17 protein-coding genes and 1 pseudogene are annotated in these 16,642 nt (G+C 59.3%); 17 read left to right on the forward strand and 1 reads right to left on the reverse strand.

The window, feature by feature from the left end; all coding sequences use genetic code 11:
• The first annotated feature begins 49 nt into the window (after positions 1-49).
• From HF679_RS22320 to speB, 4 genes and pseudogenes are all read left to right on the forward strand, one after another.
• Entirely contained in the window at positions 50-379 is a 330-nt protein-coding gene (locus tag HF679_RS22320; protein WP_148060398.1) for a hypothetical protein, read from the forward strand.
• 240 nt (positions 380-619) lie between these two features.
• A pseudogene (gene yqgB / locus HF679_RS24940) lies at positions 620-730 on the forward strand (acid stress response protein YqgB); the annotation flags it as partial.
• An 88-nt stretch (positions 731-818) separates the two neighbouring features.
• A complete protein-coding gene (speA, locus tag HF679_RS22330) occupies positions 819-2,795 on the forward strand; it encodes a biosynthetic arginine decarboxylase (protein ID WP_123756515.1) in 1,977 nt (658 codons plus the stop codon).
• Positions 2,796-2,999: 204 nt separating this feature from the next.
• Positions 3,000-3,920 carry an agmatinase gene (speB, locus tag HF679_RS22335; protein WP_187042380.1) on the forward strand — a complete coding sequence of 307 codons (921 nt, stop codon included), beginning with the start codon at positions 3,000-3,002 and terminating at the stop codon, positions 3,918-3,920.
• A gap of 3 nt (positions 3,921-3,923) precedes the next feature.
• Here speB and HF679_RS22340 read toward each other — a convergent pair whose 3' ends face one another.
• Positions 3,924-5,135 carry an MFS transporter gene (locus HF679_RS22340; protein WP_187042381.1) on the reverse strand — a complete coding sequence of 404 codons (1,212 nt, stop codon included), beginning with the start codon at positions 5,133-5,135 and terminating at the stop codon, positions 3,924-3,926.
• Positions 5,136-5,564: 429 nt separating this feature from the next.
• Here HF679_RS22340 and HF679_RS22345 point away from each other — a divergent pair, with 429 nt between their 5' ends.
• The 13 genes from HF679_RS22345 to HF679_RS22405 all read left to right on the forward strand — a co-directional run bounded on the left by HF679_RS22345 (position 5,565) and on the right by HF679_RS22405 (position 16,631).
• Positions 5,565-5,888 carry a Rieske (2Fe-2S) protein gene (locus HF679_RS22345; protein WP_123756518.1) on the forward strand — a complete coding sequence of 108 codons (324 nt, stop codon included), beginning with the start codon at positions 5,565-5,567 and terminating at the stop codon, positions 5,886-5,888.
• Positions 5,885-6,193 (forward strand): recombinase-like helix-turn-helix domain-containing protein, encoded by a 309-nt coding sequence (locus HF679_RS22350; protein ID WP_123756519.1) that lies wholly within the window; start codon positions 5,885-5,887, stop codon positions 6,191-6,193. The genes HF679_RS22345 and HF679_RS22350 overlap by 4 nt, the downstream gene beginning before the upstream one ends.
• Before the next feature lie 10 nt (positions 6,194-6,203).
• Positions 6,204-7,226, forward strand: a complete 1,023-nt coding sequence (locus HF679_RS22355) for an aromatic ring-hydroxylating oxygenase subunit alpha (protein WP_123756520.1) — start codon at positions 6,204-6,206, stop codon at positions 7,224-7,226.
• Positions 7,226-7,975, forward strand: coding sequence for an SDR family oxidoreductase (locus tag HF679_RS22360; protein ID WP_123756521.1), 750 nt, complete (start codon positions 7,226-7,228; stop codon positions 7,973-7,975). The genes HF679_RS22355 and HF679_RS22360 overlap by 1 nt, the downstream gene beginning before the upstream one ends.
• Positions 7,976-7,989: 14 nt before the next feature.
• A complete protein-coding gene (locus HF679_RS22365) occupies positions 7,990-8,778 on the forward strand; it encodes an IclR family transcriptional regulator (protein WP_123756522.1) in 789 nt (262 codons plus the stop codon).
• 88 nt (positions 8,779-8,866) lie between these two features.
• Positions 8,867-9,793 (forward strand): VOC family protein, encoded by a 927-nt coding sequence (locus HF679_RS22370; RefSeq protein ID WP_123756523.1) that lies wholly within the window; start codon positions 8,867-8,869, stop codon positions 9,791-9,793.
• Entirely contained in the window at positions 9,790-10,986 is a 1,197-nt protein-coding gene (locus HF679_RS22375) for an NAD(P)/FAD-dependent oxidoreductase (RefSeq protein ID WP_123756524.1), read from the forward strand. The genes HF679_RS22370 and HF679_RS22375 overlap by 4 nt, the downstream gene beginning before the upstream one ends.
• A gap of 26 nt (positions 10,987-11,012) precedes the next feature.
• Positions 11,013-12,269 carry an MFS transporter gene (locus HF679_RS22380; RefSeq protein WP_123756525.1) on the forward strand — a complete coding sequence of 419 codons (1,257 nt, stop codon included), beginning with the start codon at positions 11,013-11,015 and terminating at the stop codon, positions 12,267-12,269.
• A gap of 10 nt (positions 12,270-12,279) precedes the next feature.
• A complete protein-coding gene (locus tag HF679_RS22385) occupies positions 12,280-12,810 on the forward strand; it encodes a cupin domain-containing protein (protein WP_123756526.1) in 531 nt (176 codons plus the stop codon).
• Positions 12,811-12,819: 9 nt separating this feature from the next.
• Positions 12,820-13,590 carry an alpha/beta fold hydrolase gene (locus HF679_RS22390; protein WP_123756527.1) on the forward strand — a complete coding sequence of 257 codons (771 nt, stop codon included), beginning with the start codon at positions 12,820-12,822 and terminating at the stop codon, positions 13,588-13,590.
• On the forward strand, positions 13,574-14,368 hold the full coding sequence (locus HF679_RS22395) for an SDR family oxidoreductase (RefSeq protein ID WP_123756528.1): 795 nt from the start codon (positions 13,574-13,576) through the stop codon (positions 14,366-14,368). The genes HF679_RS22390 and HF679_RS22395 overlap by 17 nt, the downstream gene beginning before the upstream one ends.
• 13 nt (positions 14,369-14,381) lie before the next feature.
• Positions 14,382-15,152, forward strand: coding sequence for an aspartate dehydrogenase (locus tag HF679_RS22400; protein WP_123756529.1), 771 nt, complete (start codon positions 14,382-14,384; stop codon positions 15,150-15,152).
• 9 nt (positions 15,153-15,161) lie between these two features.
• Positions 15,162-16,631 carry an aldehyde dehydrogenase gene (locus HF679_RS22405; protein ID WP_123756530.1) on the forward strand — a complete coding sequence of 490 codons (1,470 nt, stop codon included), beginning with the start codon at positions 15,162-15,164 and terminating at the stop codon, positions 16,629-16,631.
• Positions 16,632-16,642 lie beyond the last annotated feature (11 nt).

Genomic DNA, 16,642 nt, shown 5'->3' on the forward strand with positions numbered 1-16,642 from the left:
TGACACGAGCAGTCTGAGTGTTAATCAGTATAGACGGATTAACTTCTGGATGGCTATTTTAGGTCAGAACTTAATCCCATTTCCAGCCTTTTTTGATGTGCCTCGCATTTGTGAAAAAAGGCAGGTGGCAATTTTTCCTGCCAATCATCGGCATGCGCATATTTTTATTTTGCTTTTTACCCTGCTTCTCGGTATAAAACGCCGCGCGCGGCTCATTAAAAAAGCGCACGAAAAGCATCTCGTGACGCCACTTCCAGCCGGGTTAAGCAGTCTGTATATACAGAACTCTGCGACGACGTGTTTTGACGTTGTTGTGGTATGTCTAGCTTTGGCTTGTCGCTGGCCCGTATCGGGGCAGTGTGGAGGTGATACCAGATAATGAACCCACGTTTTTCACTTGATTCGTCGCGTCGTTCTGTCGCGCGTCAATTACCCGCAATCAGCATCTCTCTCATGCAAACCAGCCGATGTTCTTCCCGTCTCGGCGCTTCTCAGGATTCCAGGGCCGGCAGGCTATCTGAAAACTGAACAAGGGCTCTCTTGCTATCGCTATCGCAAGGGTTTTCTCGTGGTTTCTCCGGACTGTCATATAAGGTTCGGGTATGTGTTTTACTATGATATGAATAAGAAACCGGTCGCGCAGTCGCAAAGCCAGCACTATCTGCTGGGGTTTAGGACTGTTCATGGGTTGTTATCGCGTCTTTGGACTGCGATAGTAGTTGACTGTTTTATACCCGTTGTCGGTCGTGCTATCGGGCAGCCTGCCTGCACCACAACGCCGCGAGGGTATACACTTTTTAGAGAATTCGAGGTTCGCGATGTCTGACGACATGTCTTTAGTTTCGCCTTCGTCAGCAGGCGAACACGGTGTACTACGTTCCATGCAGGAGGTTGCGATGAGCTCCCAGGAAGCCAGCAAAATGCTACGTACTTACAATATTGCCTGGTGGGGTAATAACTACTACGACGTTAACGAACTGGGCCATATCAGCGTTTGCCCGGATCCTGACGTCCCGGAAGCCCGCGTCGACCTTGCTGAATTAGTCAAAGCACGCGAAGCGCAGGGGCAGCGCCTGCCGGCACTGTTCTGCTTCCCACAGATTTTGCAGCACCGCCTGCGTTCGATTAACGCCGCCTTTAAGCGCGCGCGTGAATCCTATGGCTATAACGGCGACTACTTCCTGGTTTACCCGATCAAGGTTAACCAGCATCGTCGCGTTATTGAGTCGCTGATCCACTCCGGCGAGCCGCTGGGACTGGAAGCCGGTTCCAAAGCGGAGCTGATGGCGGTTCTGGCCCATGCGGGGATGACCCGTAGCGTGATCGTCTGTAACGGTTATAAAGACCGTGAATACATCCGCCTGGCGCTGGTGGGTGAAAAGATGGGCCACAAGGTCTATCTGGTCATCGAAAAAATGTCGGAAATCGCGATCGTGCTGGAAGAAGCCGCGCGCCTGAACGTCGTTCCGCGCCTGGGTGTGCGTGCACGTCTGGCGTCGCAGGGTTCCGGTAAATGGCAGTCTTCCGGCGGTGAAAAATCGAAGTTCGGCCTGGCAGCCACCCAGGTATTGCAGCTGGTTGAGATTCTGCGTGCCGCGGGGCATCTGGAAAGCCTGCAGCTGCTGCACTTCCACCTCGGCTCGCAGATGGCCAACATTCGCGATATCGCCACCGGCGTGCGCGAGTCGGCCCGCTTCTACGTCGAGCTGCATAAGCTGGGCGTGAATATTCAGTGCTTTGACGTCGGCGGCGGTCTCGGCGTTGACTACGAAGGGACCCGTTCGCAGTCCGACTGCTCGGTGAACTACGGCCTGAACGAATATGCCAACAACATTATCTGGGCGATTGGCGATGCCTGCGAAGAGAACGGTCTGCCGCACCCGACGGTGATTACCGAGTCCGGGCGTGCGGTGACGGCGCACCACACCGTGCTGGTTTCCAACATCATCGGCGTTGAGCGCAACGAATACACCGAAGCGACCCCGCCGGCGCAGGACGCGGCGCGTCCGCTGCAGAGCATGTGGGAAACCTGGCAGGAGATGCACGAGACCGGCAACCGCCGCTCGCTGCGCGAATGGCTGCACGACAGCCAGATGGATCTGCACGATATCCACATCGGCTACTCGTCCGGCACCTTTAACCTGCAGGAACGCGCCTGGGCAGAGCAGCTGTATCTGAACATGTGCCATGAAGTTCAGAAGCAGCTCGACCCGAGCAACCGCGCGCATCGTCCGATTATCGACGAGCTGCAGGAACGTATGGCGGATAAAATTTACGTCAACTTCTCGCTGTTCCAGTCGATGCCGGATGCCTGGGGTATCGATCAGCTGTTCCCGGTGATGCCGCTGGAAGGGCTGAACATGGTGCCTGAGCGCCGTGCGGTGCTGCTGGATATCACCTGCGACTCCGATGGCGCCATTGACCACTATGTGGATGGCGACGGCATTGCCACCACCATGCCGATGCCGGAGTACGACCCTGAGAACCCGCCGATGCTGGGCTTCTTTATGGTCGGTGCGTATCAGGAAATCCTCGGCAACATGCACAACCTGTTCGGTGATACCGAAGCGGTCGACGTGTTTGTGTTCCCTGACGGCAGCGTCGAAGTGGAGCTGTCCGACGAAGGGGATACCGTAGCGGATATGCTGCAATATGTGCAGCTGGATCCCAACACCCTGCTGACCCAGTTCCGCGACCAGGTGAAAAACTCCGGTCTGGACGAGGCGCTACAGGTGCAGTTCCTCGAAGAGTTCGAAGCCGGTCTTTACGGGTACACCTACCTGGAAGACGAATAATGTTTTACGGGCCCTCTCTGCAGTCGGGGGAGGGCACCCGGTCACACAACTGTGATGCCGACTTGAACCCGTACGCATTAACGGCGATAATTCGCACTAACAAGCAGTCCCCTATTCAAACCCTTCCTCGTCGGGCCTAACGACGCGGAGGGGTTTTTTTATATCTGTATAAACATACATCGACGGTAAAAAGAGGTCATTCTCATGAGCACCTTAGGTCATCAATACGATAACTCCCTGGTATCTAACGCGTTTGGTTTTCTGCGTCTGCCGCTGAACTTCCAGCCGTACGACAGCAACGCCGACTGGGTGATCACCGGCGTTCCTTTTGATGCGGCAACCTCCGGTCGTGCGGGCGGACGTCACGGTCCTGCGTCGATCCGTCAGGTGTCTACCAACCTCGCCTGGGAAGGCAGCCGCTTCCCGTGGAACTTCGATATGCGCGAACGTCTGAACGTGGTTGACTGCGGCGATCTGGTTTATGCCTTCGGCGATGCGCGCGACATGAGCGAACGTTTGCAGGCCCACGCTGAAAAACTGCTGGCAGCCGGTAAACGGATGCTCTCTTTCGGCGGCGACCACTTTGTCACCCTGCCGCTGCTGCGCGCTCACGCGAAACACTTCGGCAAGATGGCGCTGGTGCACTTTGATGCGCACACCGACACCTACGCTAACGGCTGCGAATTCGACCATGGCACCATGTTCTTCACCGCGCCGAAAGAAGGCCTGATCGACCCGAACCACTCGGTGCAGATCGGTATTCGTACCGAGTTCGACAAAGATAACGGTTTTACCGTGCTCGACGCTTGCCAGGTCAACGATCGTTCCGTTGACGACATCATCGCCCAGGTGAAACAGATCGTTGGCGACATGCCGGTGTATCTGACGTTTGATATCGATGCGCTGGATCCGGCGTTTGCTCCGGGAACCGGTACGCCGGTGATTGGCGGGCTGACCTCCGACCGCGCGATCAAACTGGTGCGCGGCCTGAAGGATCTGAATATCGTCGGGATGGACGTGGTGGAAGTTGCGCCGTCTTACGATCAGTCCGAGATCACTGCTCTGGCCGCGGCAACGCTGGCGCTGGAGATGCTGTACATTCAGGCGGCGAAAAAAGGCGAATAAGCCTCAGACCCGCACGGCTGCTGCGCGACGCATGCGCAGCAGCAACACGCCTCCGGCAAGCAGCGTTATCACCTGCGAAGCCACCAGCACCGAAAACCCTGAGCTTACCGATCCCACCGACTTCATCACCATCCCCATCAGCAGCGGAATAAACGCCGCGCAGAGATTACCAATCCCATTAATAATACCGTAGGCACTGCCCACCGCCTGTGGCGATGCATGATGCTGAACCACCGCCGGGATCGCCGCGCCCTGCAGCCCCCAGAAGATATTGGCCGATAGCATAAACAGCGCCAGCATGGCCGGCTGCTGGCTGAGCATCAGCGCCAGCACCGAACCGGCGGTGAGAAAGCCGCCAACCACAAACAGCAGCGGCGCCTGTTCCGGGCGCATTTTATCGAGCAGCACGCCGCCGAGAAATTTCGACCCGAGGCTGAGCAAAAAAGGGATCGCGGCCAGAAACCCGGTGGCCTGCAGGGAAAATTGGTGCTCATCGCGCAGCCAGGCCGGCAGCCAGGCGCTGCTGCCCCACAGGTAGCTGAGGGTGGCAATTTCAACCAGCAGGATCCAGCCGAGCAGCGGCGTACGCCACGCCAGCAGAAACGTCTGGCGAAAGCCGGGGCTGACGGCGTTCGCCCTGGCGGTCGGGGCGGGTAAAAAGCGCCACACCACGCCGCCACCGAGCAGCAGGTTCAGTAGCGCCAGGCTGTAAAACGATCCCATCCACCCCTGGTGTTCCACCAGAAAGGTGATCAGCGGAAAGCCCAGCGCCAGTCCCAAAGAGACGCCCAGAGCGGTGACGGCATTCGGCTTGCCGATGGCCTCGGCGGCGAAGTTGTCGCTGATAAAGCGCGTTTTGAGTGAAAACAGCGGGCCTTCCGCTATTCCGAGGATCAGCCGGGCGATCAGCATCCCCATCAGCGAACCCAGCAGCGGCGAGATGGCGCAAATCAGCGCCCACAGGGCGATGCTGCCTAATAACCCCTGGCGGTAATTAAGTTTACTTTCTATAACTGGCGTTAATAACAATGCCGAAAATCCGTAACCCAGAAGAAAGCAGGTCATCAGCATTCCCTGTAACATTCTGTTATCATTTAACTGAAAGTGAGCGGCGAAATCGGGGTTAAGAATCATCACCGAGATATTTACCCGGTCCACGTAAGAAATGATTATTAGCACCAGAAGTGCGATTGTTCCCTGCCATCTTGCGGTCATTTTTATTTTTCTCTCTTGATCAACGATAACGCGATCTGGTTATTTTTAAATCTCAGTGATAGTTGCCATGTGAAAATGGTTCATAGGTGAAACTCATTGTTTTAATTGGTTAAATTTACATGTTGTTTCACCGGTGAAACTTTATCATTCGTCCATATTATTATTTTTAATAGCCATCTTGAAAAGAAGTCAATCGCCATTTACGAAAATATCATCAACCGATTAAATTATTTCTACCCGCCGCTTTAAATATCACAATTTCGTATTGCAGCGATTTTTCGTGATCAATTGCACACTTAGCTCATTAAAGCGCGTTTGATTAACAAATCTTTCACATTGCCGCTTGACGAAATGTTGAACGCTTTTATATTGACCGTATTAAATAAGAAACAGAGTTTCATATATGAAACAAAGGCCTGGAGGATCGTGATGAGCTGGATAGGCGTATGTGACGCAGAGCAAGTACAGGAAGATTTCCCTTTTAGCGGCAACATCGACGGTAAAGAGATCGGTATTTATCTGATTGAGGGTGAGTACTACGCGCTGGAGGACGTCTGTCCCCATGCCTATGCGCTGTTAAGCCAGGGTTTTGTCGAAGATGGCAAGGTTGAATGCCCGCTGCATGAGGCGGTGTTCGACGTCAAAACCGGCCAGTGTCTGCATGGTCCGGGCGGCCGTAACCTCAATCGTTACCCGGTGCGGGTATTCGACAATCAGATCCAGATTACGTTTATCGAGGAGAGTGTGGCATGAGCGAAACCCTGAACTTCAACCCGGCGCTGCCGGAAAGCCGCCAGTTTACGCCGCCCGCAGAAGGCGGGAACGGCAACATTCATAAGCCGGGCGATTATCACAACCTTATCTGGCAAACCCGTAGCCGCGTCCCGGAAAACTGGGAGCTGCAGCTTATCGCCACCCTCGAAACGCTGTTCGAGCAGGGCGCGGAAAGCCTGAGCCAGCTGGTCAATGGGCTGAACGCCCTGAAAATGCACGACCAGCAGGGTGAACCCTGGAGCGAAGCCAGCTTCCAGGCCTTTTTACAGGTCAACGGATACTGAGGAAACAGCGATGACAACAACGGTACAGAACTATCTCGATAAAGGGTTACGCGGCCTGTGGTATCCGGTGCTGGCGAGCTGGGAAGTGCAATCCGCCCCGGTGGGGATTACCCGCCTTGGCGAACAAATTGTGGTGTGGCGTAACAAAGACGGTCAGCTGCAGGCGCTGGAAGACCGCTGCCCGCATCGCGGCGCCCGCCTGTCGATGGGCTGGAACCTCGGCGATCGGATTGCCTGCTGGTATCACGGGGTGGAAGTGGCCGGCAACGGCGAAGTGAAAGATGTGCCGGCAGTCGATAAATGCCCGCTGGTGGGTCAGCAGTGCGTACGCAGCTACAACGTCCAGGAAGCGCACGGGGCGATTTTCCTGTGGTTTGGCGCCACCGCCGACCAGCAGCCCGAAGAACTGACCTTCCCGCAGGAGCTGGCCGATAGCGATAAGTACAGCAACTTCCTCTGCACCGCGGCCTGGAAATGTAATTACCAGTACGCGCTGGAAAACGTGATGGACCCGATGCACGGCACCTATCTGCACTCCTCATCGCACTCGATGGCGGAAGGTGAGCGTAAAGCCGAAATGGTCCTCCAGCCGACGCAAACCGGTTTTATCTTTGAGAAGAAAGGCCAAAGTGGCGTCAACTTTGACTGGGTCGAGCTGGGCAACAGCGGCGCCTACTGGATGCGTTTATCGATCCCTTACAAAAAGCGTTTTGGGCCGGGCGGTCACTTCTGGATCGTCGGCATGGTGGTGCCGGAAGACAACGACAACTGCCGGGTCTTTTTCTGGCGTATTCGCGGCGTGCAGGGCTGGCAGCGCGATCTGTGGCGCTTTATGTACCGCAACCGCCTGGAAAAACTGCACTGGGAAGTACTGGAGCAGGATCGCGTGGTGCTGGAGAGCCTGGCGCCGAACGCCCGCGATCACGAATATCTCTATCAACATGACGTCGGCCTTTCCCGCCTGCGGCGGATGATGCAAAAAGCGGCGAAAGAGCAGTTGGCCGCCCGCGAAGCGCCGCAGGGAGCCGCCTGATGAACGGGCTGTTAACCGGCAAGCGCATTGTGATTACCGGTGCGGCGCGCGGGCTGGGTTTCCATTTTGCCCAGGCCTGTGCCGAACAGGGCGCTGAGGTCGTGATGTGCGACATCCTGCAAGGTGAGCTGGCGGAAAGCGCCCATCGTCTGCGCGAGCAGGGCTACCGTATCGAATCGCAGATCATCGATCTGGCGGATGCTCAGGCGATTACGCAGGCATTTCAGGCGATCGGCGAGCGGGGAAAGATCGACGGTCTGGTGAATAACGCGGCGATGGCTACCGGCGTCGGCGGCAAAGATATGATCGACTACGATCCCGATCTGTGGGATCGGGTGATGTCGGTGAACGTCAAAGGCACCTGGCTGGTGACTCGGGCGGCGGTGCCGCTGCTGCGGGAAGGCGCCGGGATTGTCAATGTCGCCTCCGACACCGCGCTCTGGGGCGCGCCGCGGTTGATGGCCTACGTTGCCAGCAAAGGCGCGGTGATTGCCATGACCCGTTCCATGGCCCGTGAGCTGGGCGAAAAGCGCATTCGTATCAACGCGATCGCCCCAGGGCTGACCCGAGTTGAAGCCACGGAATATGTCCCGGCAGAACGCCATCAGCTCTATGAAAACGGGCGCGCCCTGAGCGGCGCCCAGCAGCCGGAAGACGTCACCGGCAGCGTGGTGTGGTTGTTGAGCGACCTGTCGCGGTTTGTCACCGGGCAGCTGATCCCGGTCAACGGCGGATTTGTTTTTAACTAATGAGGCGAAGCGGTATGGCAAACGATCAGGAAGTGAAATACCTGGTGCCGGGACTGGAGCGGGGATTACAGCTGCTGCTGGCATTTGGCGAACAACATCGCGATCTGACCTTTGCCGAGCTGCATCGGCTGGTGGATATGCCGAAAGCGACCGCTTATCGCGTGGTGCAGACGCTGGAGTATATGGGGTTTCTGGAGCGCAACCCGCGCACCAATACCTTCTCGCTGGGGATGAACGTTCTGCGCCTTGGCTTTGAATATATCGCTTCATTGGATGTGGCGCAGGTCGGCCAGCCGGTGATTGAACAGCTGCGTGATACCAGTCAATGCAGCAGCCACCTGGCGATCCGCGACGGACGAGACATCATTTATATCGCCCGCGTCAGCGCCGCCGGTTCCCGCATCAACCAGGTGAGCATCGGCACCCGTCTGCCGGTTCACTGCACCTCGCTTGGCCGTATGCTGCTGACCGATATCTCACGCGGTGACTTCGAACAGCTGTTTCCTGACGAGCGGCTGCCGGGCAACGCGCCGGGGCAAATTCACGACCGCGAAGCGCTGTGGCAGATGGTCCAGCAGGACAAAGCGCGCGGCTACGTGATTGGCGAATCCTTCTACCGTCACGGTATCTCCTCCATCGTCTACCCGGTCTACGATCGCAGCGGGCGGGTGGCGGCAGTGGTCAGTATCCTGGTGCCGTCGGATGAGATCCCGCAAAGCGATCGCGAACGGCTGCAAAACGACGTCAGCATGGCGGCGGACAAAATTTCTGGCTTCTTAGGGCACTTGTCACAGGCCAGCTAAATCAACGAGTTAACGGCAGGCGCTTGAGTGCGTCGGGCATGTTTTACGCCCAAATCAGGGCGACTGAACGGTAAAGAGGCAACGAACGATGAGTGTAACCGGAATTGAAAAGCTGGAATTTGGCGTTGATGACCTGACCCACAGCGCCAAATTTATGCGTGATTTTGGCCTGAAGGGCGATGCCAGCGGCCAACGTTTTACCACCCTGAGCGGCGCGCGGGTAGAACTCAACCCGATCGATAGCCCGGACCTGCCTGCGGCTTTTGAAGCAGGCAACACCTTGCGCCGGATGACCTGGGCGGTGGCGGATCGGGCGGCGCTGGATGCGTTGCGACCAAAGCTGGCGCAGCAGCCGGCGTTTCGTGAGGTTGACGGTGCCCTCGAGTGCCAGGATCCGAACGGCATGACGCTGCGCGTGCAGGTCACGCAACAAACCGCGGTGGATCTCAACGTCGAGGCGATCAACCAGTGGGGCGATATCCGCCGCATTGACACTCCCAGCCCGGTCTACGATCGCGCACAGCCGATCAACGTCGGGCATGTGGTGTTCTTTGTTGAAGAGCTGGCGGCGGTCGAAAGCTTCTATCGTGATGTGCTGGGATTCCAGGTATCGGACCGCTACATCAACCGCGCGGTGTTCCTGCGCTGCGGCGTGCGCGGCGGCCATCACAACCTCTTTTTGTTACAGCTTCCCAACCGCAAGCGTGGCCTGAACCACGTGGCCTTTACCGTGCGCGATATTCACGAAGTGATCGGCGGCGGCATTGCGATGAACAAAAACGCGTGGAGCACCTTTATCGGTCCAGGCCGCCACCCGGTTTCTTCCGCCTATTTCTGGTACGTCAACAGCCCGACCGGCGGGGCGTTTGAGTATTACACCAACGATGATTTCCTGACCGAGAAGTGGCAGCCGCGCGAGCTTGAACACTCGCTGGTCTCCTTTACCGAATGGGCGGTTGAAGGGGGAATCGACCACGACACCCGCCGCCAGCAGAAAAAGCCGGAGGCGGTATGACCGCGCGGATCGTGATTATCGGCGGCGGCCAGGCGGGCGGCTGGGCGGCAAAAACCCTGCGCGATGAAGGCTTTGACGGCGAGATTTGCGTGGTGGCCGAAGAGGCGTGGGATTTCTACGAGCGCCCGCCGCTGTCAAAAGCGGCGTTGCTGGAGGCCGACGCGCCGCTGCCGCGCCTGTTCAGTGAAGAGGCGCAGCAGGCGCTGAATCTCAGCTGGTACCGCCCGCTACGCGCCGACGCCATCGACCGCGAAGGCAAGACGGTGCGCCTGAGCAACGGAGAATCGCTGGGCTACGACACGCTGCTGATCGCCACCGGCGGCCGGGCGCGTCTGCCAGGTGACGCCTGGGCGCAGCATCCGCAGGTGTACACCTTGCGCCACTGGCAGGATGCCCAGCGCCTGAAGCAACGGCTGGCCAGCACCTCGCGGCTGGCGATTGTCGGCGGCGGCTGGATAGGGCTGGAGATTGCCGCATCGGCACGGAAAAGCGGCGTGGCGGTGACCCTGTTTGAACAGCAACCGTTGCTGTGTATGCGCTCGGTAAGCGCGGATGTTTCGCAAGAGCTTGAGCGTCTTCATCGCGAGCAGGGCGTTGATATTCGACGCGGCTGCGGGGCGCTGGAGCTGGAAGATGACCATGGTCAGCCGGTGATCCACTGCGACGGACAACGCGAAACCTTTGATGCGGTGGTGGTGGGGATCGGCGTGGATCTTAACCTCGAGCTGGCGCAGGAAGCGGGGTTGACGGTGGATCGCGGGATCGTGGTCAACGCGCAGGGGCAAACGTCCGATCCGGCGATCTTCGCCGCCGGCGACGTCGCCCGGCACCACCAGTACGGCGTGTGCATTCAGTCGTGGGCCTTCGCGCAGAATCAGGCGGTGGCGACCGCCAAAGCAATGCTCGATCCGCAGGCGGCCGGTTACGACGAGGCGCCGTGGCTGTGGTCGGATCAATATGCCTGCAATATCCAGATCCTCGGCATCCCGCAGCCCGGCTGCCGGACGGTGGTACGCCGGGAACCGCGAGGACCGCTGTTCTTCTCGCTCGATGCCCACGGTCGCCTGACTCAGCTGGTGGCGTTTAACGACGCGCGCACCGTCAAGCTGGCGAAACGCTGGATGGCTGCGGGGCGGGATCTGTCCGCCGTACCGCTCGATGACCTGACCTTTTCGCTGATGTCGCTGCGATAAGACACGCGCACCCTTAAGGGGGAGAGATGACCACATTAGAGACAAACGCCGCGCCGGTTGAGGCAAGCGGTGAGAGCGTCTGCACGCCTGAAAAAGCGGTTCGCTGGGCAATTCCGCTGTCGCTGCTGGCCTGCGTGCTGCTGGCGTTCTTCGACAAAATCAGCATCGCCGCGCTGTTTTCCGATAGCCATTTCCAACAGGCGATGGGGATGGAGTTTGACACCACGCGGCTCGGCATTCTGATGAGCGCCTTTTTGTTGAGCTACGGCTTCTCCTCAGTGCTGCTCAGCGGTCTGGGCGACCGTATTGCGCCGCTGCGTCTGCTGACCGGCATGATGGTGGTGTGGTGCATCTTAATGGTGATGATGGGCTTTACCCATAACTATACCGCTATGGTCACGTTGCGCATCCTGCTGGGGATTGCGGAAGGGCCGTTGTTCCCGCTGGCGTTCGCCGTTGTCCGCCACACTTTCCCGCAGCGGCTACAGGCGAGGGCCACCATGCTGTGGCTGCTCGGCACGCCGATCGGGGCGGCAATTGGTTTCCCGCTCTCCATTTGGCTGCTGAACACCTTCGGCTGGCAGAGCACCTTCTTTGTGATGGCGATGCTGACGCTGCCGGTGCTGATCTTTGTGCGTATTGGTCTGCGTGGGATCCAGCTGGAGAGCAAAACGACCACGGAGAAAGTGTCGCAGGAAGCCCGGCGCGCCGCCCGCCGCGAGCTGTTCGTCAGCCCGCACTTCTGGATGATCTGCGTCTTTAACATCGCCTTCCTGGCCTATCTGTGGGGCATTAACGGCTGGCTGCCGGGCTATCTGGTTAAAGGTAAAGGCATTCATCTGGAGCATGCCGGCTGGCTGTCGTCGATGCCGTTTATTGCCATGTTGCTGGGCGAAGTGATCGGCGCCTGGCTCTCCGACCGCCTCGATAAACGCGCTGCCGCCTGCTTTATTTCGCTGGCCGGGGCGGCGGTTGGTCTGGCGGCGGTGATGCATCTCCACACCCCGCTGACGGTAATTGCGGCCATGAGTTTTAGCACCTTTATGTGGGGCACCGGTGCACCCAACATCTTCGCCCTGCTGGCTAAGGCGACCCATCCACGGGTCAGCGCCACCGCCGGGGGCATTTTCAACGGGCTGGGAAACTTTGCTGGTGCCTTGTCGCCGGCGGTGATGGGGGCGCTCATCGCCTTCACGCACAGTATGGATTCCGGAATGATTTTTCTGGCGGTGATGGCGGCGGTGGGCTGCGTCCTGTTACTGCCGCTGCTGAGACGTTACTGAGGATAAAACGATGACTGATTCAACCGTAACTGCAAAACAGGGTATCAAACCTGAACATCTGACGATGGAAGAGTGGGTGGAGTCGCGTATCGCGCGCTTTGAAGGGCGGAAATACGACTGGAACGCGTTGAAATTCCAGGCCGATTTTGACCCGAAATATCGCCGTGCCCAGATGCGCTATATCGGCACCGGCGCCACCGGCGTCGCCAATGATACCAATACCGTCGCGGCAGAAAACTTCACCTTCTCCACCATGGTGCTGCCAGCGAAATGTGAAGGGCCGCTGCACCTGCACGACGACGTGGAGGAAGTGTTCTTCATGCTCAAAGGGCAGATCACGCTGATGATTCAGGATGGCGACAGCTATACCGAAACCGTGCTGCGCGAGCGCGACCTGATTTCCGTCCCGGCGGGGATCTACCGTGGGCTGTTTAACCACGGTGAAGAAGAGGCGCTGATGTGCGTGATGCTGGGGACGAAGAAGCCGAATATCCCGACCTACCCGGAAGATCATCCGCTGTCGAAAGTGAAGCGTAATTAAGGAGGCGCTATGACGGGTTTTCGTGATCAGGGGCAGGGCACGCCATTGATGTTGTTGCACGGCATCAGTTCCGGCGCGGCCTCCTGGCATAAACAGATGGCGCTGTCCGGCTACCGCGTGCTGGCCTGGGATATGCCCGGTTATGGCGAAAGCCCGATGCTGCCGGTTGAGCAGGCCGATGCCGGCGATTATGCCGACGCGCTGGCACAGCTGCTGGACCGCGCCAGCGTTGCGCAGACGGTGCTGGTGGGACACTCCCTCGGCGCGCTGGTGGCCAGCGCCTTTGCGGCGAAGTATCCGCAGCGCGTGCGGTATCTGGTGTTAGCCGATGCCGCGCAAGGCTACGGTCAGGCCGAGGCTCAACAACGGGAAAAGGTCTGGCACAGCCGCCAGCAGCTGATCGCCCAGGGCGCCGAAGTCATGGCATCCACCCGGGCGGCGAAGCTGTTGCACCCCTGCGCGAAGGCGAGCGATATCGCCACCGTGGCCGCCGGCATGCGCGCGTTGCGTCGTGAGGGCTACCTTGCGGCGGCGTGGATGCTGGCGCACGACAATATTCACCGCTGGCTTGGTGACTATCGCGGCCGGTTTGAAGTGTGGTGCGGCGAGCAGGACGCGATCACTCAGCCCGAACTGGTTCAGGGGCTGGCGCTGCGCTACGGCATGCCGTACACCGCTATTCCGCAGGCGGGACATGCCAGCTATCTCGATAATGAAACCTTTTTTAATCAACAGCTTTTACGAGTAGGGGAAGAGGTGCGCGATGAATGCACAAATTGAAGGACGTGTTGCGGTCGTCACCGGAGGCTCGTCAGGGATCGGCTTTGAAACGCTGCGTCTGCTGCTGGGAGAAGGGGCGAACGTCGCCTTCTGCGGCCGCAATCCTGACCGCCTCGCCAGCGCCCATGCGGCGCTGCAAAACGAATATCCCGGCGCAGAGGTGTTCTCTTACTGCTGCGACGTGCTTAAAGAAGAAGAGGTTCAGGCCTTTGCCGCCGAGGTGGCTAAGCGCTTTGGCGGAACGGATATGTTGATCAACAACGCCGGGCAGGGCTACGTGGCGCATTTCGCCGACACCCCGCGCGCGGCGTGGCTGCACGAAGCTGAACTGAAACTGTTTGGCGTCATTAACCCAGTGAACGCCTTCCTGCCGCAGCTGGAGCAGTCGGATATCGCCTCGATTACCTGCGTCAATTCACTGCTGGCGTTGCAGCCGGAGGAGCACATGATCGCCACCTCCGCCGCCCGCGCGGCGCTGCTCAATATGACCCTGACGCTCTCAAAAGATCTGGTGGGAAAAGGGATCCGTGTGAACTCGATTTTACTGGGCATGGTGGAGTCCGGACAGTGGCAGCGGCGTTTTGAAAACCGCGCCGATAAGCACCAGAGCTGGCCTGAGTGGACGGCGGATATCGCCCGTCAGCGGGGGATCCCGATGGCACGTCTCGGCAAGCCGCAGGAGCCCGCGCAGGCGCTGCTGTTCCTGGCTTCGCCGCTGGCGTCGTTTACCACCGGTGCCGCGCTGGATGTCTCCGGCGGTTTTTGCCGTCACCTGTAGATAAGGAGCCATCATGAAAAAAATCATGCTCATCGGTTACGGCGCCATGGCGCAGGCGGTGATTGCCCGCCTGCCGGCAGAGGTGACGTTAGGCTGGATTGTCGCCCGTGAACCGCACCATGCGGCGATCCGCGCCCGCTTCGGCGTGGCGGTGACGGTACTCGACGACCCGCAGGACTGTAGCGAAAACCCGGACCTGGTGCTGGAGTGCGCCAGCCAGCAGGCGGTTGCGCAATTTGGCGAAGCGATTCTGGCGCGCGGCTGGCACCTGGCGGTGATCTCCACCGGCGCCCTCGCCGATAGCGCCCTTGAACAGCGTTTGCAGCAGGCGGGCGGCCGTCTGAGCCTGTTATCCGGCGCGGTGGCGGGTATCGACGGGCTGGCGGCGGCGAAAGAGGGGGGCCTGGAGCGGGTGACCTATCAGTCGCGTAAAAGCCCGGCCAGCTGGCGCGGCAGCTACGCAGAAATGCTGATTGATCTTAATGCGGTCAACGAAGCGACCATTTTTTTCGAGGGCAGCGCCCGTGAAGCGGCTCGCCTGTTTCCGGCGAATGCCAACGTCGCGGCCACCGTGGCGCTGGGCGGCATCGGGATGGATGCCACCCGCGTACAGCTGATGGTCGACCCGGTGACGCAACGCAATACCCATACGTTACATGTTGAAGGGTTGTTCGGCGAATTTCGCCTCGAGCTGAGCGGCTTACCGCTTGCCGATAACCCCAAAACGTCCACCCTGGCGGCACTGAGCGCGGTCCGCGCCTGCCGTGAACTGGCGCAACGCTGAGAGGCTGCGATGGATGACTTAATGATTTTTATCGGCGGCCACTGGCGCCACGGCACCGGCAACCTGATGCACAGCTACTTTCCGGCCGACGGTTCGGTGAATGCCAGCCTGCATGCGGCCAGCCTGGAGGATCTCGACGAGGCGATCGCCTGTGCCGATCGCGCCTGGCAGGATCCGGCCTGGCGCAACATGCTGGCGCACCAGCGGGCAAAGATCCTGCATAAGGTGGCGGACCTGATCGAATCACGCGTGGATGCGCTGGCGCAGATGCAAAGCCGCGACAACGGCAAACCGCTGGCGGAAACGCGGGGGCTGGTGATGAGCGCGGCGGGCTGCGCCCGATATTTCGCCGCCGCCTGCGAACTGCTGGAAGGGGAACTGCCGACGCCGCGCCACAACGATCTGCTGACCCTGAGCCGCTACGAGCCGCTGGGCGTGGTGGCGGCGATCACGCCGTGGAACTCGCCGATCGCCAGCGAGATGCAAAAAGTAGCCCCGGCCATCGCCGCCGGTAACGCGGTGATCCTTAAACCGGCGGAAGCCACGCCGCTGATGGCGCTGGAGCTGGCGCGGATCTTCGAACAGGCCGGCCTGCCCGCCGGGCTGCTGAGCGTCCTGCCGGGGAAAGGCTCGGTGATTGGCGACGCGCTGGCCCGCCATCCGCGGGTCCGCAAAATTTCGTTTACCGGCGGTACCCGTACCGGGCGTCATCTGGCGCACGTGGCGGCAGACAAACTGATCCCGGCGTCGCTGGAGCTGGGCGGGAAATCGCCGACCATCGTGCTGGAAGATGCCGATATTGACCAGGCGGCACGCGGCATCTGTTACGGCATTTTCAGCTCTGGCGGCCAGGCCTGTATCGCCGGTTCACGGCTGTTTGTTGATGAAAAAGTCTACCCGCAGCTGATGGCGCGACTGCTGGAACTGACCCTCGGGCTGCGGATCGGCCATCCGTTTAATGCAGATACCCACGTTGGGCCGCTGATTAATCAACAGCATCGCGACAGCGTGCTGGCCTATGTCGAACTGGCGAAACGCGAAGGCGGCCAGGTGCTGTGCGGCGGCGAGATCCCGGCGGATCCGGCGCTGGCGGCGGGCAGCTACTTCCAGCCGACGATCGTCGAAGGCCTGAGCAATAGCGCGCGCGTGTGCCAGGAAGAGATCTTCGGCCCGGTGCTGATCGCGATGTCGTTTAGTGATGAAGAGCAGCTGATCCGCGAGGCTAACGATTCGGTCTATGGCCTCGCGGCAGGCATCTGGACCCGCGACAGTGGACGCGCTCTGCGCTTAAGCGATCGCCTGGATGCCGGGACGGTGTGGATCAACACCTACAAAGTTTTCTCCATTTCGACCCCGTTTGGGGGCTTTAAAGAGAGCGGTCTGGGCCGCGAAAAAGGCATTCAGGGGCTGAAAGCCTGGATGCAACAAAAGAGCATTTATCTGGCGACGGGTAATAGCGTGAATCACTGGTGCGATTGAGAGAAGGGTGA

Origin of the sequence: Enterobacter sp. JUb54 (assembly GCF_014298075.1) — a bacterium.
Taxonomy (GTDB): Bacteria; Pseudomonadota; Gammaproteobacteria; order Enterobacterales; family Enterobacteriaceae; genus Klebsiella; species Klebsiella lignicola.

Coding starts and splice junctions, on each gene's coding strand:
- HF679_RS22375 (WP_123756524.1), top strand. CDS start 9,790: ATGACCGCGCGGATCGTGATTATCGGCGGCGGCCAGGCGGGCGGCTGG.
- HF679_RS22345 (WP_123756518.1), top strand. CDS start 5,565: ATGAGCTGGATAGGCGTATGTGACGCAGAGCAAGTACAGGAAGATTTC.
- HF679_RS22405 (WP_123756530.1), top strand. CDS start 15,162: ATGGATGACTTAATGATTTTTATCGGCGGCCACTGGCGCCACGGCACC.
- HF679_RS22400 (WP_123756529.1), top strand. CDS start 14,382: ATGAAAAAAATCATGCTCATCGGTTACGGCGCCATGGCGCAGGCGGTG.
- HF679_RS22340 (WP_187042381.1), bottom strand. CDS start 5,135: ATGACCGCAAGATGGCAGGGAACAATCGCACTTCTGGTGCTAATAATC.
- HF679_RS22385 (WP_123756526.1), top strand. CDS start 12,280: ATGACTGATTCAACCGTAACTGCAAAACAGGGTATCAAACCTGAACAT.
- HF679_RS22355 (WP_123756520.1), top strand. CDS start 6,204: ATGACAACAACGGTACAGAACTATCTCGATAAAGGGTTACGCGGCCTG.
- HF679_RS22390 (WP_123756527.1), top strand. CDS start 12,820: ATGACGGGTTTTCGTGATCAGGGGCAGGGCACGCCATTGATGTTGTTG.
- HF679_RS22380 (WP_123756525.1), top strand. CDS start 11,013: ATGACCACATTAGAGACAAACGCCGCGCCGGTTGAGGCAAGCGGTGAG.
- HF679_RS22360 (WP_123756521.1), top strand. CDS start 7,226: ATGAACGGGCTGTTAACCGGCAAGCGCATTGTGATTACCGGTGCGGCG.
- speA (WP_123756515.1), top strand. CDS start 819: ATGTCTGACGACATGTCTTTAGTTTCGCCTTCGTCAGCAGGCGAACAC.
- HF679_RS22365 (WP_123756522.1), top strand. CDS start 7,990: ATGGCAAACGATCAGGAAGTGAAATACCTGGTGCCGGGACTGGAGCGG.
- HF679_RS22350 (WP_123756519.1), top strand. CDS start 5,885: ATGAGCGAAACCCTGAACTTCAACCCGGCGCTGCCGGAAAGCCGCCAG.
- HF679_RS22395 (WP_123756528.1), top strand. CDS start 13,574: ATGAATGCACAAATTGAAGGACGTGTTGCGGTCGTCACCGGAGGCTCG.
- HF679_RS22320 (WP_148060398.1), top strand. CDS start 50: ATGGCTATTTTAGGTCAGAACTTAATCCCATTTCCAGCCTTTTTTGAT.
- HF679_RS22370 (WP_123756523.1), top strand. CDS start 8,867: ATGAGTGTAACCGGAATTGAAAAGCTGGAATTTGGCGTTGATGACCTG.
- speB (WP_187042380.1), top strand. CDS start 3,000: ATGAGCACCTTAGGTCATCAATACGATAACTCCCTGGTATCTAACGCG.